Below are 23,635 nucleotides of genomic sequence, written 5' to 3' on the forward strand. Positions count from 1 at the left end.
GGTTTTACAAACAAAGGATAAACCAACGTTTTGAAAAAAACGTTAGGCTTCTCAACATACTAAAGGCGTATCCAATAGGTAATTGGATACGCCTTTTCCGTGCGACTCTGGAGCGGCAGTCTTCGGTTTCACGCGACTCTGGAGCGGCGGCGGGAACGAGCGCCGCAGGCGGTACGATTTGGAGCTCCCGTGGTGCGAAGCACCACGGGGGCGCTAAAGCGTACTGCCTGCATGCAGTGTCCCTCGCTAAGCAGAGGAGCAATCACGTCTAGCTTCTTCCCCCTGCTACCAGCAGGGTTAAACGGAGCGACTTTGGTGCGGAAACGCAGCAACAGCTATTCCGAATTTGAGCGACTTTGGTACGGAGTACCACGGGAGCGCAAATCGGAATAGCTGTGCGAAGTGGCCCCACCACGGGAGCCCTATCTTTACCCTACATCCCCAACCACTTTTTAAACAAATGCTTGGTCGTATCCTTGTTAATCGCCGCAATCGAAGTCGTCAGCGGAATGCCTTTCGGACACGAGCGTACGCAGTTCTGCGAGTTACCGCAGCCTTCGATACCGCCGTCTTCCATCAGCGTTTCCAGACGCTCTTCTTGGTTCATCTCGCCCGTAGGGTGAGCGTTGAACAAACGAACTTGCGAGATTGCCGCAGGTCCGATGAAGCTGTTGCGGTCGTTGACGTTCGGACAGGATTCCAAGCAGACCCCACAGGTCATGCATTTGGACAATTCATAAGCCCATTGACGTTTCGTTTCCGCCATACGCGGTCCTGGACCAAGATCGTACGTTCCGTCGATCGGAATCCATGCTTTTACCCGTTTGAGCGCATTGAACATCCGCTCACGGTTGATAACCAAGTCACGCACAACAGGGAACGTGCTCATCGGCTGCAGTCGAATCGGCTGTTCCAGTTTATCGATCAGCGCGCTGCAAGCTTGACGAGGCTTGCCGTTGATGACCATGGAGCATGCGCCGCATACTTCCTCCAGGCAGTTGGATTCCCAACATACCGGAGCCGTTCCTTGACCGTCTTGTTTCTTAGGATTACGCTGGATTTCCATCAAGGCACCGATTACGTTCATATTCGGGCGATATGGAATTTCAAACTCTTCCGTATACGAGCCAGAGTTCGGAGCGTCTTGACGCGTAATGACCAGCTTTACTGTTTTTGTTTTCACTGCCGTTTCCGCCATCGTTATTCTCCTTTCTATTTTTCCTTGGAGTAGTCGCGTTTACGCGGTTTAATGAGAGAGACATCGACTTCATCGTACGAAATTTGCGGGCCTTCCGGCGTCCACGTCGCTTTCGTCGTTTTCAAGAAATCTTCATCGTTACGATCCGGGAATTCCGGTTTGTAATGCGCGCCGCGGCTTTCGTTACGCATAAGTGCGCCAAGCGTCATCGCTTCGGAAAGCTCCATCATGTTCCACAGCTGACGAGTGAACGCTACGCTTGCGTTATTCCACCGTGCAGAATCGTTGATATTGATATTCTGATAACGCTGCTTCAGCTCTTTAATCTTCGCGATTGTCTCTTCGAGCTTCTTGTTGAAACGTACAACGGTCATGTTGTTTGTCATCCACTCGCCGAGTTCTTTGTGCAGGACATACGCGTTCTCTGTGCCGTTCATGTTCAAGATGCTTTCATACTTGTCGGTTTGCTCTTTCTTCGCACGATCATAAACGGAGGAGGAGATATCCTCTGCCGATTTCTTAAGGCCCTTGATGTACTCGACTGCTTTAGGTCCGGTAATCATGCCGCCATAGATTGCGGAGAGCAGCGAGTTCGCACCGAGACGGTTCGCACCATGATATTGATATTCACATTCGCCGCAAGCGAACAAGCCGGGAATGTTCGTCATTTGATTGTAGTCAACCCACATGCCGCCCATGGAATAATGAACTGCAGGGAAGATTTTCATCGGTATTTTACGAGGGTCATCCCCCATGAACTTCTCATAAATCTCAATGATACCGCCGAGCTTCACATCAAGCACCTTCGGATCTTTATGGGACAGGTCAAGGTAAACCATGTTCTCGCCGTTAATGCCGAGCTTCTGCTCAACGCATACGTCGAAGATTTCGCGAGTCGCGATATCACGCGGAACCAGGTTTCCGTAAGCCGGGTATTTCTCCTCTAGGAAGTACCAAGGCTTGCCGTCTTTGTACGTCCAGATCCGTCCTCCTTCACCGCGCGCCGATTCCGACATCAGACGAAGCTTGTCGTCGCCCGGAATGGCCGTCGGGTGAATTTGAATGAATTCGCCGTTCGCATAATGAACGCCTTGTTGGTATACCGCACTTGCGGCAGTACCTGTGTTGATAACGGAGTTCGTTGTTTTCCCGAAAATAATACCAGGGCCGCCTGTCGCCAAAATAACGGCATCCGCAGCGAAGGTATGTACTTCCATCGAACGAAGATCCTGAGCGGATACACCACGGCAAGCACCTTCGTCGTCCAGAATGGAACCGAGGAACTCCCAGTGCTCGTACTTCGTTACAAGGCCGGCTGTTTCCCAGCGGCGAACCTGCTCATCCAATGCATACAGCAATTGTTGGCCTGTAGTAGCGCCTGCAAAAGCAGTACGGTGATATTGCGTACCGCCGAAACGACGGAAATCAAGCAAACCTTCCGGAGTACGGTTGAACATAACGCCCATCCGGTCCATCAAGTGAATGATGCCTGGTGCTGCATCGCACATTGCTTTTACAGGTGGTTGGTTCGCTAGGAAGTCCCCGCCATAAACGGTGTCATCAAAATGCTCCCAGGTGGAGTCGCCTTCACCCTTCGTGTTAACCGCGCCGTTAATTCCGCCTTGCGCACATACGGAGTGCGAACGTTTAACGGGCACAACGGAGAACAGATCGACATGAACGCCTGCTTCTGCAGCTTTTATAGTAGCCATTAGGCCGGCCAGACCGCCGCCAACGACAATAATTTTGTTTTTAGCCATTACATTATCGCTCCTTGTCTCAAACTTAAACGAGATTCGTCAATTGCAGAGCAGCAGAGGCCGCCTCTTTAAATTCATCGCCGCGGAATGCGCCAAGCGACAATAGGAACATCACCGCTACAATGACGAATACACCCATCCAAAGGAACGAGGAGATGCGTTGTGCACGCGGTCCGACTGTAATTCCCCAGCTAACGAGAAATGCCCACATGCCGTTGCTGAAGTGGAACGTTGCAGCAAGAACACCGATCACATAGAGCACGAAATAGAAACCATTGCTTGTGATGTCATGCATCAGTCCGCCGAGTTCCTCATGCTTCACTTCACCGAGCATAACTTGCAAACGGGTTTGGTAAAGATGCCAGAAGATAAAAATAAACGTGATTACACCGGTTATACGCTGAACAGCAAAAGCCCAGTTACGGCCATACTTGAACTGACCGGTATTCAGGTTCGACTGATAAGCAACATATAATCCATACACGCCGTGGAACAAAAGCGGCAGCCAAATGCCGAACAATTCCAGGAAGAAAACGAGCGGAAGATCATTCAAGAACTTGATGCTATCCGAAAACCCCTGTGCTCCACCCTCATAGGCCGAATAGTTTGTAATCATGTGCTCGATGATGAACAAACCGAGTGGAATTACTCCGAGTAAGGAGTGGATCTTACGCGATAAATACGAATTTCCTTTCATAACTTGTACGTTCTCCTTTCCAAACTGTGGGGTAGCATTCGCCATAATTCGCCAAAACCATTCTCCATTGTAACGCTAGCCCCAGAGGGCGTCAATAAATAATAGATTTATACATTATGGTGGCACAGTACACATGATACTCCTTTTATGCTTATAATGGAATTGCTTATTATTCATTAATTGTTATACCTTTTTTGCATATAGACTTTGAGCTGCGAGGTGATTGCTTGTGTTAGACGAATTACATGTTTTTGCCGTTGTCGTGGAGCAATCCAGCATGAATAAGGCATCTGCCGCATTGAATCTATCCCAGCCCGCGCTCTCTCGCAAAATTGCCAAGCTGGAGCAGGATCTTGGCGCATTGCTCTTCCACCGAGTCGGCAAGCGGCTTGAGCTGACTCGAATCGGACAGCTTACGTACGAGTATGCCATCGAGGCCAGGCAGCAGCACTTACGCTATCTCAGCCTTGTCGCCGATTATAAGAGCGCAGGCCGTTCTACTCTAACCATTGGCGCGAGTCTTACGACACTGCAAACGACATTGCCTGATCTTATTCAAGCACTGACCCTCCGCAGTCCCGAGCTCGATATCAAGGCCATCACCGGCAAAACACATGAGATCGTCACACTCGTCCGCGAGCGCAAAGCCGACCTAGGCATTGTCGCTTCGCGCATCGATGATCCTCAGCTCAAATGCGTGCCACTCTTCGACGATCACCTAGTGCTCGTGCTGCCGCGCAATCATTTCGTCATGGATAAAGGCTTGCCTGTTATTAACGATTTAAACGCGCTGCCGATGATATTGTTCTCCAAAGGCACATGGTACCGAATTATGACCGATGAACTGTTCGAAAAATACCGCCTGCTCCCCGATGTACGTATGGAAATCGACTCCTTCGAAGCAATTCTCCGGCTGTTGCATACGTGCCGCGCCGCCACGCTGCTGCCCAAATCATATTTGCGGCCGGAGATGCTTCGCGATAACGATCTCCTGGTTATCCCGATCCGCGAATTAGTCGAGTCCAAGCGGACGACTTCGCTCATTCATGCGCAATCAGAGAGCTTAAGCCCGGTGGTACGGCTCTGGATCGACGAGATCGCTACGCATTATAAGCGGGGGTAGCGAGTTGGGAGTGCTGCATGCGGGAGAAAGGGATGAAGAAGTGGCGGGGCTTAGGTCCAAGGGAACTGCTTCCGTCGCTGTTGAACCCGGGAATATTGAACTTGCACCTCGCGGTGTATTCCCGTTTTCAAAGGCGATCGCTAACGCTCTACAGCCAGTTCCCTTTCCCCACGCCCCTCCATCTTCATCCCCCCTTCCCGCTGCACTTCCAAGAGCGACCAGCTCCGCAAATTCTGCTCCGCTGGTGGCCGGATAGAGCCGCAATCGCTGCCCCCGCAGCTCTGCGGCTCATTCATCTTAGGTGCATGATCACGCCGCACATGAGATTGCGGCTAACAGCATTGAACCGCGCAGAGCCAGCGGTTCAATCCACCTCATCCGAACCACGCCGGGTATGCGGCGTGGTGGGAGTCGCTCCCTCCCGCAACAATAAAGGACGGGAGCACCGATTCGGGTGCCGTCCTTTATTGTTGCTTCTGGGAAGAGGCGACCGGAGGGGAGCGTGACAGCCTGGAGAGTTTACGTCCTGCCTTTAAATCCGTGATCAAACCTCAGCATAATAAGTTCAATAATGATCACGGGTTTAACAGCAGGCGGAAGGCTGTCACAGCTCAACGCAGGAAGCTCTCCTCTTCCCGAAAAACAACAAAGGACAGAAGCCGAATCCGGCCCTGTCCTTTATTGTTTGCCATTTTTCGTATCCAATACCATACCGCTTGCATTCTCCTAATGAATAACGGTATCTTCAAATTCCTCGATCTGCTGATTTGTGCCGATGATCACCATAACATCCTTCTCCGTGAGCACATCGTTTCCGGTCGGCGCGATGATGATGCCCTTCGGCTTATTGATCGCAACGATGCTGCAGCCAAACCGCGCACGCGCATTCAAATCCTGCAGCGAGACGCCGCTCAAGCATTTCGGCACTGCCAGCTCGGCAATCGTGTAATCCTTCGACAGCTCGATATAGTCGAGTAAATTCGGCGAAACCAGCTGATGCGCAACACGAATGCCCATATCCCGCTCCGGATAAACGACGCGGTCCACGCCGATTTTCTCAAGCACACGCCCATGAAGCTCGGTCATCGCTTTGGCAACGACTTTCTTCACGCCCAGATCCTTCAGCAGAATAGCAGTCAGAATGCTCGCTTGAATGTCATCTCCGATAGCCACGACTCCGCAGTCAAAGTTACGTACGCCTAATGAACGAAGTACTTCCTCATCAGTCGATTCCGCCGTTACCGTATGCGTGAGAACCTGGCTCAGATCCTGTACAACTTCCGGATCTTTATCGATTCCAAGAACGTCGTAGCCAAGTTCAATCAGCTCGCGAGCCAAGCTCGAGCCAAACCGGCCAAGTCCTATAATGACAAATTGATTGATTTTCATAATGGTATTAATCCCCTATCCAAAACATGATTTCTTCTGCTTCGACTCGACTATATACAAAATGAAACTCATATAATTGATGAACGTAACCGTTAGGACAAAGACATCCATGTTTCTGATGCCATTGCCAGCCAATGTTTCACATTATAAACCGTTCCTGCCTTCATTTCCAAGTAGGACGGTCCCGGTTCCATGGATAATATTGTTTCATTTATGTTAAGGTAATGAATATCACGCAATCGTTCTACTATTCGAGACAGAGGTGTTCAAATGAATACGACGCAGCTCCAGCCCCATTGGAAATTATTTTCCTGGCTTGCCGGCATAGGTATCATCATTTATTTACTCATCCAAATCGTTCCTTCCACAGCTGAGACTTTCTTCGATTCGGGCAGCGAGTCGGTCATTTCCAAGAGCAAAGCAGAAGCGGCTGCCTCTTCCTTCATACAGAAGCAGTTCCACGCTCCCCCGGCACATGTGCATGCCGTTCATCAATCCGACAGCCTCCTCTACGGTTACCTGGAGAAGAATAAGCTGACGAAAACCTACAATAAGAACTATGATACGGATTACCCTACGGACACGTTTCAAGTAACGGCGGAAATGCCGGATAAGAGTGAGATTTTCGTCTATGTGCATATGCAAAAAGGGACGGTAGTCGCGTGGAATCGGTTGAATGAATCGGATACCGTACCTGCGCAAGGCAAAGAGCTCACAGATGCCGCGTTAGCTTTTGCAGCCTCCAAGGGCTTTGCTAAATCAGCGCTGTCCCTGCATAAGACGGATGATGCCAAAGGCCAAATTTGGTACAAAGCAGCAGATTCCTCTATTGGAGAAGCACCGCTCCTGCTAAGCATTCGTGGTGAGAAGCTTGCGAATGGCAGCTTCCTTATTGCCTCCTATAAGCCGAAATTCCAAGTCCCTTCCGATTACGTCAGCTATGTGAACAATCAGAAACAGATCGCGAATTATTTGTCGACGATCGGCAGCTTGTTCCTGTCCTTCGTGTTGTTTATTCTCGCCATCATTTATGCGTCACTTTATCGGAAACACACGTCGTTCTTGCGTGGAATCGTATTAACCGTGATTTTCTTGGCTATGTATTTGGCTAATGATTTCAACATGACAGACGGAATTGTGGCAGGCTACGGCGAAATCTTGCATGCGGACACCGTCGCGTATGTTGCGGTGATCGTCACTTGTTTGATCACCGTTATTATGGCGCTCGCCGTCTACTTCTCCCTCGTTGGCGGAGATGGTTTATGGAAGGGAATGGGCCGAAATTTATGGCCTCGATTCGGGCAAGCGGGCTATGGAGAGCATGTATGGCGGAGTATGTGGCTTGGCTATCTATGCGCGTTTATGCTGCTTGGCTTACAAACCGTTATCTTTATCGTCCTGATGCAAGTAAACGGCTCGTGGTCCACGACCGATGTCACCCAATCACCTTATAACCTGGCAGCACCATTAATCTTCCCGGTACTCGCTTGGTGTGCCGCGATCTCGGAAGAAGCGGTGTTCCGATTGTTCGGTATCGGTCTGATGAAGCGTTGGTTCAAGAACTCGTTCGTCGCTTCCCTCATTCCAACTGTCATCTGGGCGCTGGGTCATGTTACCTATCCGATATTCCCCTCTACAACGCGGCTGCTGGAGCTAACGATTATCGGACTGATCTTCAGCTTCTTGTTCCTGCGATACGGGTTTATTACAGTGTTGTTCGCACATGCGATCTTCGATAGTGTTATGATGGCGATCTCCTTGATGTTTATGGGCTCGGCCAGCAATATCCTGGTCGGTATCGTCTACATCGTGCTTCCGATTCCAATTGCATGGCTCATGCGATTCGCGGACAACAGAAAACGTCCGAAACCTCATACAATATAATCACTATAAAAGGCTCTCCCGGCACATGATCCGGGAGAGCCTTTACTGTGACTGCTAATAAACGTCTCGCCGCGTGAAGGAAACGAACGATACGATCAAAGCACCGACTCCCCAGAGAAGCAGCACCAGGAGCGAGAAACCAAGCGACATCCCCGCAATCGGCGGTTCGGCATCCTGTAAGTAGTCGATCAACTCCAAGTTGACCATGAACAAGTACTTCGCCGTTTCCCAAGAACCGACCATCGACCGCAAGATGGTGCCCGCAATAAGACAAGCCAGCATGATCCCCATGACCGCAGCGGTTGTGCGAACCAGAACGGATAACATGAAGGTGATGGTCGCCACCACAACAGACACAAACCAGGCGAGTCCCATCTCCATGAGAATGAACTGCCATTGGGGTATGATTCGCACAGCGGAAGTATCAAGCTCACCGCCTGTCACCGAGAAGCCGGTCAGAACCGGCGCAGCCCCGCCTTGAAAGCCAAACACGATACCCGAAATAATCGCCGACAACAATCCGAACAACGTAATGATAATAGAGACCGATAACAGGAGAGCTAAATATTTGCTAAGCAGTATTCGCCAACGCTTTACAGAGCGGGTCAGTAACACTTTAATCGTGCCTGAGCTGTGTTCGGAGGAAACTAAGTCAGCGGCGACAATCATCATCATGAGCGGCAGCAGAAGCGAAATGCCATTCTCGACGAAGCCGCGAACAAAGGTTGGCGCGCCCGGCTCTGACGGGTTGACATTCTGATCCAGGTAGTACTGCTGCTGGGCGATGCGCAGCTCCAGCTCACCTTCGTCGCCGCGTCCTCCGCCATTAGCAAGCCGGGCTTCCCAACCGGAGATTCGCTGTTCAAGTGCGGTGCGCCAATCGACGTCGCCGAAGCGCTTCTGGTTCTCCGCCGCCTGCTGATACTGGGCATAAGTGAACAATGAGATCAGAATCGCGATGATTAGCGCGACAACGAACAACCTGCGTTTGCCTGTGATCTTGATCATTTCGTTATAAACGAGGTTAACCAATGCTTTCCCCTCCCGTCAGCTCAAGGAACAGGTCCTCAAGCGAAGGCAGTTTGCGGCTCATCTCGGTTACGGTCACACCGGACTCGACTAGCGCCATGTTCCACCGTCCGATCTCGTCCTCGTTATATGGCGTCAGCACCATCTCTCCCTGTACCTCGGCTGAGCCAGCCAACTCCCGGAGCAATGCCTCTCCCTTACTCATCGGCTTAAGCCGCCAGCTGACTCTCTCTTGCTGAGCTAATAGGTTGTCTACCGTATCGACACGGATGACGCGGCCCTTCGATAGGATGGCAACACGATCGCACATCAGTTGGATTTCGCTCAGCAGATGGCTCGATACCAGCACGGAGAGTCCTTCACGTTCAGCCAAATAGCGGATAAACTCTCTCATTTCCCGAATCCCCGATGGATCCAGCCCGTTCGTCGGCTCATCGAGAATGAGCAGCTTCGGCTTCCCGAGCAGCGCTTGAGCAATCCCCAGTCGCTGCCTCATGCCCAGCGAATATGTTTTCACTTTATCGTGTATCCGTGCTGTCAGCCCGACAAGCTCTACAACCTCGTTGATCCGCGCCTCATCGATGCCAGGCATCATTCGGGCGAAGTATTGTAAATTTCCCCAGCCGCTCAAGAAACTGTACAACTCAGGATTCTCCACGATGCAGCCCATGTTCCTCGTCGCCTCCGGGAACTGGCAGTGCAGATCATAACCGCAAATCCTTATCGTTCCGGCTGTCGGCTTGATTAAACCGACGAGCATGCGGATGGTCGTCGTCTTGCCCGCTCCGTTGGGCCCAAGAAATCCGAACACCTCGCCTCGTTTCAGCTCGAAGTCGAGCCCTTGGATAATTTCCCGCTTACCGATTACTTTCCGGAGTCCCTGTACAGCTAAAGTAATCTCTTCGCTTTCGCTTGCAGCAGTCATCCCCATTGCCTTGCTGATCATTTGCGCTCCCCCTCCCAAGTGATGAGCGACGCGACCCGTTCACCGATGAGCTTGTAGCCCTCCGCATTCGGATGAAACTGATCTCTGGCCAGATAATCCTGAACCTTCAACTGAAAGAGATCCAACGTCGGCACGAGCACGGTGTCCGTATATTTGGCCGCGGTTTCTGCGGTTTGGTAATTCCAATCCCGTACGATCTTGGTCGTAGTCTGCGTTTCCTTCAAGGCGATAAACGGATTGTATAACCCGATCAGGAACAGTTTCGCGGCAGGATTAACGGATCGTATATCCTTCAGTACGTTATTCAATTGCTCCGCATAGGCTTCTTGAATCGCAGCGATGTTGGACGGATCCAAGTTAACAAGCGTCTCGCCGCCCAGGAACAGATCGTTGCCGCCGGTACTGATTACGATGACATCCGCTGCCTTAAGTTCTCCTCGAACGTCAGGCTTGTCGAGCGATGCTGTCAATTCAGGGGTATGCATCCCATTAACACCGTAGTTCTTCACGAGAATTTCTTGGCCAACCGCCTTCGCCTTCAGCTCGTCCACCATGTACCCGACGTACCCTTTGCCTTCCGGGTCGCCGGCTCCGCGAGTAAGGGAGTCGCCCAGTGCCACGACGCGGAACTTCCCGTCATTGAAATTCGGCAGTGGCTTCACTTCAAGAGACGTTACCGGGGCAGCCCCCTTGCCGGACCCCCCGGTATAATAATCCTGCATCGTCCATGCCAGCCCGCCCAGCCAGATCATTCCGGATACAGCGGAAACGACCATGAGACCTTGAATCCATTTCCCTTTCATCCTGTATTCCCTCCGCCCATAAAGGTAACTGTTTCACAAAAACGCCAGCTCATCTTAGAGCTGGCGTTCTCTTCCGAAAGGTCTTATTCCTGCTGTTCTTCCTTCAGCGCTTCAATAATTTGAGTGGCAAGCTTCTCGCCAATCGACAGCGGCCGGAAATCTTCAATGGCTGCTTCTCTTATTTTCTTAATGGAGCCAAAATGCTTCAGCAGCGCCTTACGCCGTTTCTCTCCGATGCCCGGAATCGAGTCCAGCTTGGAAGCCACCATCGATTTGCCCCGCTGTTCGCGGTGGAACGTAATCGCAAAACGGTGAACCTCGTCTTGAATCCGCTGCAGCAAGTAGAATTCCTGGCTGTCGCGCGGCAGCGGCACCACTTCAGGCGGATCCCCCGTCATGAGCTGCGCTGTTTTATGTTTGGTGTCCTTCACAAGTCCGCACACCGGTACCATCAAGCCAAGCTCATTCTCCAGAATATCGAGTGCTGCGGAGATTTGACCGCGACCGCCGTCGACAATGATCAGATCCGGCAGCGGAAGCTCTTCCTTCAGCACACGCTCATAGCGGCGGCGAATGACTTCACGCATCGTCCCATAATCATCAGGTCCGACGACCGTCTTGACCTTGTATTTGCGGTATTCCTTCTTATCCGGCTTGCCATCCATAAAGACCACCATCGCCGAGACGGGATCCGTCCCTTGAATGTTTGAATTATCGAATGCCTCTATACGCCGAACCTGCGACAGGCCTAATGCCTCCGCCAGCCCTTCCGATGCTTTGAAGGTGCGCTCCTCATCCCGCTCGATCAGCTTAAATTTCTCATCCAGCGTCACCTTTGCATTATTCACTGCCATCGTAACAACATCGCGTTTGCGTCCGCGCAGCGGCATGAACACCTTCACCTTCAGCCATTTCTGCAAGGAATTTCGCAGTTCGGCCTCCATTGAACCTGCTTCCGGCTCACCTTGCTCATCGCCTTCGGCATGATGCTCGGCAGGAACGGCCTCTACCATGTATTCTACGCCTGACTCCTGCACGCTCGCAGCCGTTTCCAGCTCTGCTTCCTGCGGCGGGGAAGGCAAGAAAATTTCCTTAGGCAGCGCCGGATTTTCCGAATAATACTGAGTCACGAACGTCATGAAATCATCGTATGCCGCGCCGTAATACGGGAACGTCGTCGCTCTTCGCTCGATCAGCTTCCCTTGCCGCATGTACATAATTTGTACGCACATCCAGCCTTTCTCAATCGCATAACCGAAGACATCGCGATCCATCGCATCGTTGAGCGTAATTTTCTGCTTCTCCATGACAGCATCAATGGCAATGAGCTGGTCCCGATATTCCTTCGCACGCTCGAATTCCATCAGTTCTGCAGCCGATTCCATCTTAGCCTGAAGCGTCTTCTTCACTTCATCATGACCGCCATTTAAGAATCGAGTGATCTCCTGCACCATGTTCTCGTACGTACCCGGCGCAATATCGAACTCGCAAGGCGCTACACATTGCCCGATATGGTAGTACAAACATACCTTGTCCGGCAGCGTGCCGCATTTGCGCAGCGGATATAACCGGTCCAGCAGCTTCTTCGTTTGAGTAGCCGCGAATGCATTCGGATACGGTCCGAAATATTTGCCTTTATCTTTGACGATCCGGCGCGTTACCTCAAGCTTCGGATGCGTTTCATTCGTTATTTTGATATACGGGAACGTCTTGTCATCTTTGAGCAGGACGTTATAACGGGGATGATATTGTTTAATCAGGTTGCATTCCAGTATCAACGCTTCCATATTGCTCGAAGTTACAATGTATTCGAAATCGCGGATCAAGGAAACGAGCCGCAATGTCTTTCCGTTATGACTGCCGTTAAAATACGAACGTACCCGGTTCTTCAGTACCTTAGCTTTGCCGACATAAATAATGGTGCCCTCGGCATCTTTCATCAAATAACAGCCCGACTGATCCGGCAGCAAAGCCAGCTTACTGCGGATTCGTTCCTCGGCAAGGCGCTTGTCTGCGGCCGATTCCGTTCTCGGTTGATCCTCCATTGTCGTCCTCCTCCCGGCACATGGCTATCCTTTATTGTACCACAATGAGCCTTATTTTGCGGTAGAACTCGGCTCGCTTGGAAGTGGCTTTCGGCACAAATTTGCCTCACAATTGTCACGACCTCCGACTTTACAATTATTCTGGAAGTTGGGTATACTAGGGGGAGCAATCGTTGTTGTCTAAGGAGGAAGTTAAAACGATGGAAAATGTAAGAGACCCACGTGAGCATTTGAACGAGGAACCACGCGACGATCTATTCGACGTTGCACTTGGCTTTGGCGGATTCTTTGGACTGATGTTCGTTATTTTCGCCGCTGCGGTGATTATCAAATTCATCATTTCGTAATAATGTGGCCTTGCCTCGGAATCCGGGAGCAAGGCCATTTTAATGGAATGAGTTGACAAGGCGCTTCGAAGCGCATAGAATGACAACTAACGATAACTAAGGAGGCTGATGTCAAATGGTAGCTAATGTCATGAACGTACAAGAAGTAGTTGCAGTTGCATCGGTCTCAGACGGATCAAGTTCGGGAATGAATAAGTAAGCTAAGGATACAGCCCTAGCTTATTTATGATCGCCCAAGCCGCCGCAAGAGACCGTAATCCGGTTTCTTGCGGTTTTTTTGTGTCCGTTTCGGTACGTAGAACGTATCAGAGCGAAGACCGCAGGAGTTTATTTCCTGCGGTCTTTTTTGTTATCCATCCACCAATCCAACTAATAAAGGGGTACACCAACTTTGAACATGAACCATCCCATGCAAGAGAGCTCGAACAATTACGGGCTGAAAGACTACGGCTGGAATGAATACTGGGAGAACGCTTTTACCCATGTTTCCGGCAACAGTAACGGCGGCAAAAGCAGCAGCGGCGTAAGCCTTGAGCCTGCACGAGTCGTTGCTCAATTTACGAATCGATATCGCATTATGACCGACGCCGGTGAATACGCCGCTGAAGTCAGCGGCAAATTTCAATTCCAAGCTGCATCACGCAGCGAATTCCCTGCCGTCGGCGACTGGGTCGCCGTACAATTATTGCCCGGTGAGCAGCGTGCCATTATTCACAGTATCCTGCCAAGGCGCTCGGCGATGATCCGCCGTGCAGCAGGCAGCGTGCCGGAAGAACAGGTCATTGGCACCAACATCGACACGCTCTTCATCGTCAATGCGCTCAACGGGGATTACAACGTTCGCAAGATCGAACGTTACCTCATCGCAGCCTGGGAAAGCGGCGCAACACCTGTCGTTCTGCTGACGAAAGCCGATCTCTGCACCGATACGGAGAGCAGAGTCGCCGAAGTTGAGGCCGCGGCACCGGGGGTTCCTGTCCATGCGGTCAGCGCTCTGGAGAACGAAGGCCGCGAATCGCTCTCGCCTTATATGCTCCAAGGCCGCACCATTGCCGTAACCGGCTCATCCGGCGTCGGCAAATCAACGCTGCTGAACTGGTTGGCGGGCGGCGACCTGCAGCGCGTGCAAGGCATCCGCGAGGATGATGCGCGCGGCCGCCATACCACTACGCATCGCGAGCTCTTCCCGCTTCCGGGCGGCGTCATCATGATGGATACGCCGGGGATGCGCGAGCTGCAGCTGTGGGAAGCCGATGACGGCTGGCAGGAAGCGTTCTCCGATATCGAAGCGATTGCAGAGACCTGCCGGTTCCGCGATTGCCGCCATCAAGCGGAGCAAGGCTGCGCCGTGAAGGAAGCGCTGCGCAGCGGGGCGCTCGATGAGCGCCGCTATGAGAGCTACAAGAAAACCGGGCGAGAGCTGGCGCATCAAGCGCGCAAAGAGCAATCCGTCAGCAAGCGGCAGAAGAAAAGCGCTGATAAACGGATCGAAGCACGCACAAGCTTCGTCAAGCACAAGCTGGACATCGATTAATTGACTGGCGATTCGCGGAGTAGTATGATCTTAGCAAGCGGCTTATCAAGCGATAAGCAGATTTAGCGGGAAAGGAACTTTCCTCTTCAATGGCAGCCACCAAATCGAATCAATCGCAAGAGACACGCGCCATGATTATTAGAACGGCGAAGGAACTGTTTATGGAGCTCGGCTACCGCGCCGTATCCACGCGACAAATCGCCGATGCCTGCGGCTTAACTCAGCCTGCGTTATATCATCACTTCAAGGATAAGCAAGCGCTGTACGTAGATGTCATGCGATCGGTGTGCGAAGGTACGCGAAGTGCGCTGGGCGGCATCATTCGAAGAGAAACAGATGTAAGGCATCGCCTCTACCATGTCACTGCCTATATGCTTGCTAATCACCCCGAGGATCTCAGCCGGATGTTTCACGACATTCGGCATGAGCTTGCTCCGGAGTCTCAGCGAATTATCTATGAGCTATGGCGCAGCGCCTATCTTTCGCCGCTGCTTACCATATTCGAAGCAGGTCAGCAGAATGGACAGCTGCGCGACTCGGCACAGTTCGGAATGGATGCCGAGAAATCAGCGCGGCTATTGATGGGGCTCATCAACCAGACATTGGCCGCAGCCTCTACCCTCTCTCCGGCAGGCGCAGCAGACACAAAGAAAAATTGGGATGATCAAGCCCAAATGCTCATCAACGTATTGTTATTCGGACTATCGGCCACCTCACCTCCTTCGGAGTAGGCGGCCTGAATAGCCCTTTTTTTCTAATCATCACTTATCGCTTGATAAGTGAAAATCAAAAGGAGATGAGTACATCCACATGATAGTCAGATGGCTCGAAGCATTCACGCAAGCAGTCGGAGGCAAACGCGGCCGCTGGCTAACGCTTGCCGCCTGGATCGTTATTGTCGCTCTGCTCAACATGACCCTGCCTAGTTCCTCAGAGCAGAAGGACGATACGCTGGCGAACTTCAATGCAAGCAAACCATCCGTTCAAGCCGAGAAGCTGATCGCCGAGCAGTTCCCATCCGAAACCGGTATCCCCGCACTCTTAACCTGGTACCGCGGGAATGGACTCACCGATGCGGACTTGGCCGGCATTCAGCAGCTGGCGAAGCAGCTCGCAGCACATCCTGTCCCTCATCAAGAAAGTGTCGTCCCGCTTGATAAGCTGCCGCTTCCGGCGCTGAAACAGCAAGTTTCTGAGGACGGCACTACGTTAGTTCAGCCTGTGCTGTTTGATAAATCCGCAGGCAGCGACGGACTCAAAGAAGGCCTGACCCAGATAGAGATTGAAACAGCGCTTATCTTCAAGGATTCCGCAAATCCGTTTCAAACCAAGCTTGCAGACGAGTCCGGCAGCGGCCTTGCCGTTCGTGCATCAGGACCTGTGGGCATCTCAGTTGACGCAACAGGTTTGTTCAAGAGCGCTGACGTTTCCTTGCTTCTTGCTACCGTATTTCTGGTTCTGCTCTTCTTACTGCTCATCTACCGTTCGCCGGTACTTGCTCTCATTCCGCTGATCGCGGTCGGATTCGCATACGGTGCTATTACACCGCTGTTAGGCTGGATGGCGGATCAGGGCTGGATTGCTTATGACTCCCAGAGCTTATCCATCATGACCGTCCTGCTGTTCGGTGCCGGAACCGATTACTGCCTCTTCCTAATTGCCAGATTCCGCAGCGAATTGAAGGAAGAACGCCAACCTTTCACAGCATTAAAACAAGCGTTCAGCGGCTCTTCCGGCGCGATTGCCATGAGCGGACTAACCGTTGTCTTCTCCCTGCTCGTGCTGCTGCTGGCAGAGTTCGGCAGCATTCAGCGCTTCGCGGTTCCGTTCAGTTTAGCCATTCTGATCATGATGATCGCAAGCTTGACGCTCGTGCCTGCGTTCCTCAGCCTACTGGGCCGAGCATCCTTCTACCCGTTCATTCCGAGAACGCAAGAGATGGCTGCCGCGCGAGCGAAGAAGAAAGGTAAAGCCGCGCCTGCCCTACAAGCACGCCAGACCCTTGGCGATCGACTGGGAGAATTCGTTGTCCGTAAGCCGAAGCGGATAGCGGTTATAACGACGATCATCCTGGTCATCTGTGTTATTTTCGCCTCCCAAATCAAATACACATTCGACACGCTATCGTCGTTCCCGGCGGATTCTCCTTCACGAGAAGGCTTTACCCTCATTGCAGGTCATTTCAATGCAGGTGAGCTCGCACCTGTGCAAGTGATCACAGAGACGCAATCCGCAGAACAAGGCGAAGCGGTCCAATCCGCCTTGGCTGCTCTTCCTTTCGTGAAGAAAGTAACCGATCCGGTACGTGGCGCGACGAATTCGGATCTGCTCCGCTTTGAGGTCGAGCTGGCAGTGAATCCGTATTCGATCGAAGCGATTGCTCATATCCCGCAGCTGCGGCATGCAGCAGAAGAAGCACTGACTGCGACGACGGGCGTCAGCACAGCCGATACCGCGAAGCAGGTATGGATCGGCGGCCAAACCGCAGAGCAGTACGACACCAAGCAAACTACCGGCGATGACGCGAAACTCATCATTCCGGTCATCTTGATTCTCATCGCGATTCTATTGCTCGCTTACTTGCGTTCCTTGGTAGCGATGCTCTACTTGATAGCAACCGTACTGTTATCCTACTACAGCGCACTTGGGCTCGGCTGGGTCGTGCTTCATTACTTGTTCGGCACAGAAGCGATTCAGGGGCTCATTCCGCTGTATTCCTTTGTCTTTATCGTTGCGCTAGGCGAAGATTATAACATCTTCATGATTTCGAGCATTTGGAAGAAAGCACGTCACATGCCCTTGCGCCAAGCGGTGAAAGAAGGCGTGTCCCAGACCGGCTCCGTCATCACCTCGGCAGGACTGATTCTAGCAGGCACATTCGCAGTGTTGGCTACCTTGCCAATTCAAGTGCTTGTGCAGTTCGGCACAATAACGGCAATCGGTGTGCTGCTGGATACCTTTATCGTAAGGCCTTTCCTAGTTCCTGCGATAACCGTACTTTGCGGTCGAGCTGCCTTCTGGCCCGCTTCCGCAGCTTTGAAATCGGAACGATCAACACGCACAGGCAACGAATCTTGGCGAAACGATTAGCCCTCCCTCAGAAAAGCAAAAAGCGCCGGGTCACTCGTCACAACGAGTGGTCCGGCGCTTCTTCAATCTCGATCCTATCCGTTAACAGCCTTTAATTTATCGGTGCTGTTTGTTGGTTCTTGTCGTTGTTGCCCCGTTTGCCCGGTTTTGGCAGTCGCCGCATCGAACCGCTTGCGCTCTGTACGGTCGATCTGGACGACTCTGCCGTCATGAACCGTAATGAGCACCGAACCATATTCAAGCCCATTTACCTGTGTTGCTATGCGCTCTAACCATTCTTGATCCAGTACGATTGGCTTTGCCATTATAAATCCCTCCCGGACGAATTAAATATGAACTGGCAGCGGATCGATCTTCAGTGGATTCTCCACAATCGTCGCCGACTTGTCAGTAATAACGTATAAACGGTGAATAAGGACGGAAACTTCATCACCCGGCTGCAACGGCTCTTGATCCAGAGAACGGTGTGCCGACAACCGATTGTTGCCCACTTCCACATCAAGCTCCAAATGAGCGCCACGGAAGAAAATATGACGAACCTTACCTTTCTCGGCAGCGGATGGGAACGGAATCTCCCGCTCGCGCCCTACCTCGACAAACTCCGGACGGATGAGCGCTTTAGCACCCTCTGCCAAGGAGGAACCGCCGAAGCCGCGAAGGTCGCTAGGCTGCTCCACCACACTGGAATGACCGATAAACCCCGCCACGAATGCGGTTTGCGGATCTGTATAAATATGAACGGGCGACCCTTGCTGCTCCAGCTTTCCTTGCTGGACGATCAGCATTTCGTCCGCCACCTCGACCGCCTCGTCTTGGTCATGCGTGACGAAGATGGAGGTGATGCCGAGCGTGCTGATCAGCTGCTTCAGCCAAGTGCGAAGCTCTTTGCGCACTTTTGCGTCGATGGCCGCGAACGGCTCATCGAGCAGCAGCAGATCCGGCTTAGGAGCAAGCGCTCTTGCGAATGCCACCCGCTGCCTTTGTCCGCCCGAGAGCTGATGCGGATAGCGATGCTCGAAGCCCCGAAGCCCCGTCAAGTCGAGCAGCTCCCCGACTCGTTCCTTGATCTCAGCTTTACTGGCCTTACGAATCGTCAGTCCAAACGCGATATTATCGAACACGGTCATATGTTTAAACAAGGCGTAATTTTGAAATACAAAGCCGATTCCTCTAAGCTGCGGCTGAACATCGTTAACCCGCTTCCCGTTAATGAAGATATCGCCGGAATCCGGTGTCTCGAGTCCCGCTAATATGCGCAGCAGCGTTGATTTGCCGCCGCCGCTCGGTCCAAGCAGACCAATCAGCTTGCCGCGTTCAATCGAGAAGCTGACATCATTGACGGCTTGGTGGCCTTGAAAGGATTTATTGATGTTGCGAACCTCGATATGCATCCTTTAGCCCTCCTCTTTCGGCGTTTTCTGCGCGGTTTTCCATTCGATGAAGCTCTTCACGACCAGCGTCAGCAATGCCAGCATCACCAGCAAGGAAGCCACCGCAAACGAAGCAGAGAATTGATACTCGTTATACAGAATTTCAATGTGCAGCGGAAGCGTATTGGTCTCGCCGCGGATATGGCCGGATACGACCGATACCGCACCGAACTCCCCCATCGCTCTCGCATTACAGAGGATGATGCCGTAGAGCAATCCCCATTTGATGTTAGGGAGAGTAACGCGCCAGAAGATTTGCCAGCCCTTCGCGCCAAGGCTTGCGGCGGCTTCCTCTTCTTGTACGCCCTGCGCCTGCATCAGCGGGATCAGTTCGCGTGCAACGAACGGGAACGTAACGAATGTTGTCGCAAGCACGATACCGGGCAATGCGAAGATAATTTGGATATTATGATCCGACAACCACGGTCCTAGGAAGCCTTGTGCGCCGAACAATAACACGAAGACCAGACCCGAGATGACCGGTGATACGGCAAAAGGTAAATCAATCAGCGTAATAAGTATGTTTTTGCCCCGAAACCGGAACTTACTGATGGCCCAAGCAGCGGCAACGCCGAATACCGTGTTAAGCGGTACCGCAATGACTGCCGTCAATAAAGTCAGCCTCAGTGCCGACCAAGCATCGGGATCTTTCAGCGCGGCTACATACACCTCTGTTCCGCGTTTGAATGCTTCAATAAAGACCGACAGCAGCGGCAGCAGCACCACAAGCACCAGGAACAGCAGCGCGACGGAGATGAGTACTATTCGAATGCCGGCAGACTCGTTAATATGTTTCGGACGCTGCGCGGACTTCTCGGTTAAATGAACCGTAACTGCACCAGCCATAGTTTACACGCTCCTATTCCGCAATAACGCGGCGATTGCTCCGCCATTGCAAGTAATTGATTAATAGAAGAAGCAGGAAGGATGCAACCAGCATGACAAGCGCGATGGCGGTCGCTCCCTTGTAATCGTACTGCTCAAGCTTCGTCATGATCAGGAGCGGCGCGATTTCGGTTTTCATCGGCATGTTGCCGGAGATGAAGACGACCGAACCGTATTCACCAATTCCTCTTGCAAAAGCAAGCGCAAATCCGGTGAGCAGCGGCGGGATCAGCTCCGGCAGAATGACCCGGCGGAACGTCCGCCAGCGGAATGCGCCGAGCATAACGGCTGCTTCCTCCACCTCGTTATCCAGATCCTGAAGAACAGGCTGAACGGTCCTTACGACGAAAGGCAATCCGATAAAGATAAGCGCTAACGTGATGCCAAGCGGCGTGAAGGCCACTTTGATACCGAGCGGTTCAAGCAAAGAACCAATCCAGCCGTTTGGTGCGTAGATTGCGGTCAATGCAATGCCGGCAACAGCGGTTGGCAGTGCAAAGGGCAAATCAATCAGGCTGTCGACCAGCTTTTTCCCCGGAAATTTGTAGCGTACCAGCACCCAGGCAACGACGAGTCCGAATACGAGATTGATTAGTGCAGCATAGAAGGATGTTAAGAAACTGATTTTGTAGGATGCGATTACCCGTGCATTAGACACCGTATGCCAGAACTGAGCCGGCGTTAAACCGGATGTTTTAATGAAGATACCGGCTAACGGGATAATGACCAGTACGCTCAAGTAGAAAATGGTGAATCCAAGGGAAAGTCCGAAACCCGGCAATATGCTGCGCGGCTTCGCTTTGCTTGAAGTGGAACTTTTCATTAGAAGAGTCAGCTCCTGTCGATTCGCTTATGAGCCGGGTGCGTAGATTTGATCAAATACGCCGCCGTCTGCAAAATGCTTCTTCTGTGCAACAGCCCAGCCGCCGAAATCATCGTTGATATTCAGCAAAGTCATTTCCGGGAATTGCTCCGCGTACTGCTCCGCTACCGATGCCAGCTGCGGGCGGTAGAAATTCTGTGCGACTAGCTTCTGTGCTTCTTCGGTGTAAAGGTAATCCAGATAAGCTTCCGCAACTGTGCGCGAACCTTTCTTATCGACGTTCTTATCGACAATGGCAACCGGCGGTTCTGCAAGAATACTGATGGAAGGATAGACAATATCGAATTTATCCGGGCCAAGCTCCTTCACGGAAAGAAGTGCTTCATTCTCCCAAGCGAGCAGCACGTCGCCGATGCCCTTCTCTACGAAGGTTGTTGTCGATCCGCGTGCCCCGGAATCGAGTACAGGTACGTTTTTGAAAAGCTTAGAGACGAATTCTTGTGCTTTCGACTCTTCGTCATTGTTCTGTTTAAGCGCATAGCCCCATGCCGCGAGATAGTTCCAGCGTGCGCCGCCGCTTGTCTTCGGATTTGGCGTGATGACTTCTACACCCGGTTTCACCAGGTCGTTCCAATCCTTGATCTGTTTCGGATTGCCTTTGCGAACCAGGAACACGATCGTCGATGTATATGGCGCACTGTTATTCTCAAATTGCTGCTGCCAATCGGGATCGATCAGGCCTTTCTCTGCAATTGCATCGATATCGTAACCGAGTGCAAGTGTGACGACATCGGCTTTGAGTCCATCAATGACAGCCCGCGATTGAGCGCCGGAGCCGGCATGTGATTGTTTGATCGTTACTTTCTGGCCATGCTCTTTCTCCCAATAATCGGCGAACAGTTTATTGTAAGCTTCATATAATTCACGCGTCGGGTCGTAAGAAACATTCAGCAGCTCGATCGGCTCAGTAGATTCTGTGTTTGCCGCGTTATCGGTTGCTGGTTCTGTACCGTCTGCATTGGTATTATTGGCTGCACCTGTATTCGTATTGGTTTGATTCGTGTTCGATGGGGAATTGGAGTCCCAGCCGCAGCCTGTCAGCGCGAGGGAAAATACGATAAAGATCAACAGCGTGTGGAGCGTTAACTTGGAATTCTTCTTTTTCATGTTTGTCATGTAAAAGCACCTCTCATCATCTTATTTCAGATAAATAACGCTTTTCCACTCCGCGTTGACCGGTAGTTGAAATAGAATTAATCCTACCTGTTTAGTTGGTTATGGGATGATGATAGCAATGGATAAGCTGTCCTGTCAATCCTTTTTTTTAACATATTTATGAAATAGATTAGTTTTGCTTATTTTTAGTTTTCTTTTAAATTCATAGTTGACAGGTAGGAATTGTCAGCTTATGATGAATCCATCGAGCCCACCGGTCCACCGGAGGCCCCGGCAAGTAACAGCAGCCTGAAGTTTCTCTTCATGGACGCACTCTGCCTGGGCCTCCTTTTTTGTCCAATCAGTCAGATCGGGATGGAGCACTATAATAAAGGGAGAGTTGAACGATGAAGAAAAAACTGCTACTCACGATCACCGTACTGGCATTAATCCTATCCTTATCCTCCACCAGCTTTGCAGCCGTAACCAAACCGGCAAAACCGGATATCGAGCTGCTGAACGTCTCGTACGATCCGACCCGTGAGCTGTACGTGCAGTACAATAAAGCCTTCGCTTCTTATTGGAAAGCCAGAACCGGACAGAAAGTTACGATTAAGCAATCGCATGGCGGATCCGGCGCACAAGCTCGTTCTGTTATCGATGGGCTGCAAGCAGATGTTGTTACACTTGCTCTTGCCTACGACATTGATGCCATTCAGAAAACCGGCTTGATTAATGACGGCTGGGAATCGCGGTTTGCTAAGAATAGTTCGCCATACACTTCCACAATCGTCTTCCTAGTACGCAAAGGGAACCCGAAGAAGATAAAAGATTGGAACGATCTGGTTAAGAATAAAGTGTCCGTCATTACACCGAACCCCAAAACAAGCGGCGGCGCACGCTGGAACTTCCTTGCTGCATGGGGTTATGCTTTAAAACACAATAACAACAGTGAAGCGAAAGCAACGGAATTCGTAACCAAGCTGTTCAAGAACGTGCCTGTACTGGATTCCGGTGCTCGCGGCTCGACAACGACTTTTGTTGAACGAGGAATCGGCGATGTGCTGCTGGCATGGGAGAACGAAGCCTACCTGGCGCTGAAAGAGCATGGCAAGGATTTTGAAATCGTAACCCCTTCCTATAGCATCCTTGCAGAGCCACCGGTTGCTGTCGTCACGAAGAACGCTGAGAAACACGGTACACGGGAAGTGGCTAAAGCCTATCTCGACTATCTCTACACGAACGCCGGTCAGCGTATCGTTGCTCAGAACTTCTACCGTCCGACGAACACGAAAATCGCTGCGGAATTCACGAAAAACTTCAAAAACGTCGAGCTTACGAACATCCGCGATTTCGGCGGCTGGAACAAAGCACAAACGAAGTTCTTTAGCGATGGCGGCGTGTTCGACGATATTTACAAACCATAATCGCATCTCATCCCAAAAACCGTACATCCTAACCGATGTACGGTTTTTTCTATACATTCCCTGCTTTACA

General features: G+C 51.6%; 20 protein-coding genes. 7 read left to right on the forward strand and 13 right to left on the reverse strand.

What is annotated here, in order from left to right:
• Window positions 1-433 precede the first annotated feature (433 nt).
• From sdhB to AC0YNS_RS16380, 3 genes are read right to left on the reverse strand one after another with little or no spacing between them, the layout of a single operon-like run.
• Window positions 434-1,198 (reverse strand): succinate dehydrogenase iron-sulfur subunit, encoded by a 765-nt coding sequence (gene sdhB / locus AC0YNS_RS16370; protein WP_090981989.1) that lies wholly within the window; start codon window positions 1,196-1,198, stop codon window positions 434-436.
• 14 nt (window positions 1,199-1,212) lie between these two features.
• Complete coding sequence (gene sdhA, locus AC0YNS_RS16375) at window positions 1,213-2,958, reverse strand: succinate dehydrogenase flavoprotein subunit (RefSeq protein WP_475782057.1); 1,746 nt, start codon at window positions 2,956-2,958, stop codon at window positions 1,213-1,215.
• A 25-nt stretch (window positions 2,959-2,983) separates the two neighbouring features.
• Window positions 2,984-3,655 carry a succinate dehydrogenase cytochrome b558 subunit gene (locus AC0YNS_RS16380; protein WP_475782058.1) on the reverse strand — a complete coding sequence of 224 codons (672 nt, stop codon included), beginning with the start codon at window positions 3,653-3,655 and terminating at the stop codon, window positions 2,984-2,986.
• Window positions 3,656-3,884: 229 nt separating this feature from the next.
• Between AC0YNS_RS16380 and AC0YNS_RS16385 the strand changes: the two genes are divergently transcribed.
• Entirely contained in the window at window positions 3,885-4,778 is an 894-nt protein-coding gene (locus AC0YNS_RS16385; RefSeq protein WP_475782059.1) for a LysR family transcriptional regulator, read from the forward strand.
• Window positions 4,779-5,504: 726 nt separating this feature from the next.
• Here AC0YNS_RS16385 and AC0YNS_RS16390 read toward each other — a convergent pair.
• Window positions 5,505-6,167: a potassium channel family protein gene (locus AC0YNS_RS16390; RefSeq protein WP_090981997.1), complete on the reverse strand. Its 663-nt coding sequence runs from the start codon at window positions 6,165-6,167 to the stop codon at window positions 5,505-5,507.
• A gap of 270 nt (window positions 6,168-6,437) precedes the next feature.
• On the opposite strand from AC0YNS_RS16390, the gene AC0YNS_RS16395 reads away from it, so the two are divergent.
• Window positions 6,438-8,051 (forward strand): CPBP family intramembrane glutamic endopeptidase, encoded by a 1,614-nt coding sequence (locus AC0YNS_RS16395; protein WP_475782060.1) that lies wholly within the window; start codon window positions 6,438-6,440, stop codon window positions 8,049-8,051.
• Window positions 8,052-8,105: 54 nt separating this feature from the next.
• On the opposite strand, the gene AC0YNS_RS16400 is transcribed toward AC0YNS_RS16395, so the two are convergent.
• From AC0YNS_RS16400 to uvrC, 4 genes are all read right to left on the reverse strand, one after another.
• Window positions 8,106-9,083 carry an ABC transporter permease gene (locus AC0YNS_RS16400; protein WP_475782061.1) on the reverse strand — a complete coding sequence of 326 codons (978 nt, stop codon included), beginning with the start codon at window positions 9,081-9,083 and terminating at the stop codon, window positions 8,106-8,108.
• Entirely contained in the window at window positions 9,076-10,026 is a 951-nt protein-coding gene (locus AC0YNS_RS16405) for an ABC transporter ATP-binding protein (RefSeq protein ID WP_475782062.1), read from the reverse strand. Before AC0YNS_RS16405 ends, AC0YNS_RS16400 begins: the two co-directional genes overlap by 8 nt.
• A complete protein-coding gene (locus tag AC0YNS_RS16410; protein WP_475782063.1) occupies window positions 10,023-10,829 on the reverse strand; it encodes a GDSL-type esterase/lipase family protein in 807 nt (268 codons plus the stop codon). Before AC0YNS_RS16410 ends, AC0YNS_RS16405 begins: the two co-directional genes overlap by 4 nt.
• Window positions 10,830-10,912: 83 nt before the next feature.
• Window positions 10,913-12,874 (reverse strand): excinuclease ABC subunit UvrC, encoded by a 1,962-nt coding sequence (gene uvrC / locus AC0YNS_RS16415; protein ID WP_475782064.1) that lies wholly within the window; start codon window positions 12,872-12,874, stop codon window positions 10,913-10,915.
• 200 nt (window positions 12,875-13,074) lie between these two features.
• Here uvrC and AC0YNS_RS16420 point away from each other — a divergent pair, with 200 nt between their 5' ends.
• From AC0YNS_RS16420 to AC0YNS_RS16435, 4 genes are all read left to right on the forward strand, one after another.
• Complete coding sequence (locus AC0YNS_RS16420) at window positions 13,075-13,221, forward strand: YqzM family protein (protein ID WP_475782065.1); 147 nt, start codon at window positions 13,075-13,077, stop codon at window positions 13,219-13,221.
• A 397-nt stretch (window positions 13,222-13,618) separates the two neighbouring features.
• Complete coding sequence (gene rsgA / locus AC0YNS_RS16425) at window positions 13,619-14,755, forward strand: ribosome small subunit-dependent GTPase A (protein WP_475782458.1); 1,137 nt, start codon at window positions 13,619-13,621, stop codon at window positions 14,753-14,755.
• An 89-nt stretch (window positions 14,756-14,844) separates the two neighbouring features.
• Entirely contained in the window at window positions 14,845-15,486 is a 642-nt protein-coding gene (locus AC0YNS_RS16430) for a TetR/AcrR family transcriptional regulator (protein ID WP_475782066.1), read from the forward strand.
• A gap of 79 nt (window positions 15,487-15,565) precedes the next feature.
• Entirely contained in the window at window positions 15,566-17,845 is a 2,280-nt protein-coding gene (locus AC0YNS_RS16435) for an MMPL family transporter (protein WP_475782067.1), read from the forward strand.
• A gap of 74 nt (window positions 17,846-17,919) precedes the next feature.
• On the opposite strand, the gene AC0YNS_RS16440 is transcribed toward AC0YNS_RS16435, so the two are convergent.
• The 5 genes from AC0YNS_RS16440 to AC0YNS_RS16460 are packed head-to-tail and all read right to left on the reverse strand — an operon-like array spanning window position 17,920 to window position 22,150.
• A complete protein-coding gene (locus tag AC0YNS_RS16440; protein ID WP_090982013.1) occupies window positions 17,920-18,150 on the reverse strand; it encodes a YezD family protein in 231 nt (76 codons plus the stop codon).
• A 21-nt stretch (window positions 18,151-18,171) separates the two neighbouring features.
• Entirely contained in the window at window positions 18,172-19,236 is a 1,065-nt protein-coding gene (locus AC0YNS_RS16445; RefSeq protein ID WP_475782068.1) for an ABC transporter ATP-binding protein, read from the reverse strand.
• A 3-nt stretch (window positions 19,237-19,239) separates the two neighbouring features.
• The gene (gene cysW / locus AC0YNS_RS16450) at window positions 19,240-20,121 is read right to left on the reverse strand and encodes a sulfate ABC transporter permease subunit CysW (RefSeq protein WP_475782069.1); all 882 of its coding nucleotides are present in this window, start codon (window positions 20,119-20,121) and stop codon (window positions 19,240-19,242) included.
• Window positions 20,122-20,134: 13 nt separating this feature from the next.
• On the reverse strand, window positions 20,135-20,983 hold the full coding sequence (cysT, locus tag AC0YNS_RS16455; protein ID WP_475782070.1) for a sulfate ABC transporter permease subunit CysT: 849 nt from the start codon (window positions 20,981-20,983) through the stop codon (window positions 20,135-20,137).
• A gap of 27 nt (window positions 20,984-21,010) precedes the next feature.
• Window positions 21,011-22,150: a sulfate ABC transporter substrate-binding protein gene (locus AC0YNS_RS16460; RefSeq protein WP_475782459.1), complete on the reverse strand. Its 1,140-nt coding sequence runs from the start codon at window positions 22,148-22,150 to the stop codon at window positions 21,011-21,013.
• A gap of 395 nt (window positions 22,151-22,545) precedes the next feature.
• Here AC0YNS_RS16460 and AC0YNS_RS16465 point away from each other — a divergent pair, with 395 nt between their 5' ends.
• Window positions 22,546-23,565 carry a sulfate ABC transporter substrate-binding protein gene (locus AC0YNS_RS16465; protein WP_475782071.1) on the forward strand — a complete coding sequence of 340 codons (1,020 nt, stop codon included), beginning with the start codon at window positions 22,546-22,548 and terminating at the stop codon, window positions 23,563-23,565.
• Window positions 23,566-23,635: the final 70 nt, after the last annotated feature.

The sequence above is a fragment of the Paenibacillus sp. J22FR21 genome (assembly GCF_056269135.1).

Coding starts and splice junctions, on each gene's coding strand:
- sdhB (WP_090981989.1), bottom strand. CDS start 1,198: ATGGCGGAAACGGCAGTGAAAACAAAAACAGTAAAGCTGGTCATTACG.
- sdhA (WP_475782057.1), bottom strand. CDS start 2,958: ATGGCTAAAAACAAAATTATTGTCGTTGGCGGCGGTCTGGCCGGCCTA.
- AC0YNS_RS16380 (WP_475782058.1), bottom strand. CDS start 3,655: ATGAAAGGAAATTCGTATTTATCGCGTAAGATCCACTCCTTACTCGGA.
- AC0YNS_RS16390 (WP_090981997.1), bottom strand. CDS start 6,167: ATGAAAATCAATCAATTTGTCATTATAGGACTTGGCCGGTTTGGCTCG.
- AC0YNS_RS16395 (WP_475782060.1), top strand. CDS start 6,438: ATGAATACGACGCAGCTCCAGCCCCATTGGAAATTATTTTCCTGGCTT.
- AC0YNS_RS16405 (WP_475782062.1), bottom strand. CDS start 10,026: ATGATCAGCAAGGCAATGGGGATGACTGCTGCAAGCGAAAGCGAAGAG.
- AC0YNS_RS16410 (WP_475782063.1), bottom strand. CDS start 10,829: ATGAAAGGGAAATGGATTCAAGGTCTCATGGTCGTTTCCGCTGTATCC.
- uvrC (WP_475782064.1), bottom strand. CDS start 12,874: ATGGAGGATCAACCGAGAACGGAATCGGCCGCAGACAAGCGCCTTGCC.
- AC0YNS_RS16420 (WP_475782065.1), top strand. CDS start 13,075: ATGGAAAATGTAAGAGACCCACGTGAGCATTTGAACGAGGAACCACGC.
- rsgA (WP_475782458.1), top strand. CDS start 13,619: ATGAACCATCCCATGCAAGAGAGCTCGAACAATTACGGGCTGAAAGAC.
- AC0YNS_RS16430 (WP_475782066.1), top strand. CDS start 14,845: ATGGCAGCCACCAAATCGAATCAATCGCAAGAGACACGCGCCATGATT.
- AC0YNS_RS16435 (WP_475782067.1), top strand. CDS start 15,566: ATGATAGTCAGATGGCTCGAAGCATTCACGCAAGCAGTCGGAGGCAAA.
- AC0YNS_RS16440 (WP_090982013.1), bottom strand. CDS start 18,150: ATGGCAAAGCCAATCGTACTGGATCAAGAATGGTTAGAGCGCATAGCA.
- AC0YNS_RS16445 (WP_475782068.1), bottom strand. CDS start 19,236: ATGCATATCGAGGTTCGCAACATCAATAAATCCTTTCAAGGCCACCAA.
- cysW (WP_475782069.1), bottom strand. CDS start 20,121: ATGGCTGGTGCAGTTACGGTTCATTTAACCGAGAAGTCCGCGCAGCGT.
- cysT (WP_475782070.1), bottom strand. CDS start 20,983: ATGAAAAGTTCCACTTCAAGCAAAGCGAAGCCGCGCAGCATATTGCCG.
- AC0YNS_RS16460 (WP_475782459.1), bottom strand. CDS start 22,150: ATGAAAAAGAAGAATTCCAAGTTAACGCTCCACACGCTGTTGATCTTT.
- AC0YNS_RS16465 (WP_475782071.1), top strand. CDS start 22,546: ATGAAGAAAAAACTGCTACTCACGATCACCGTACTGGCATTAATCCTA.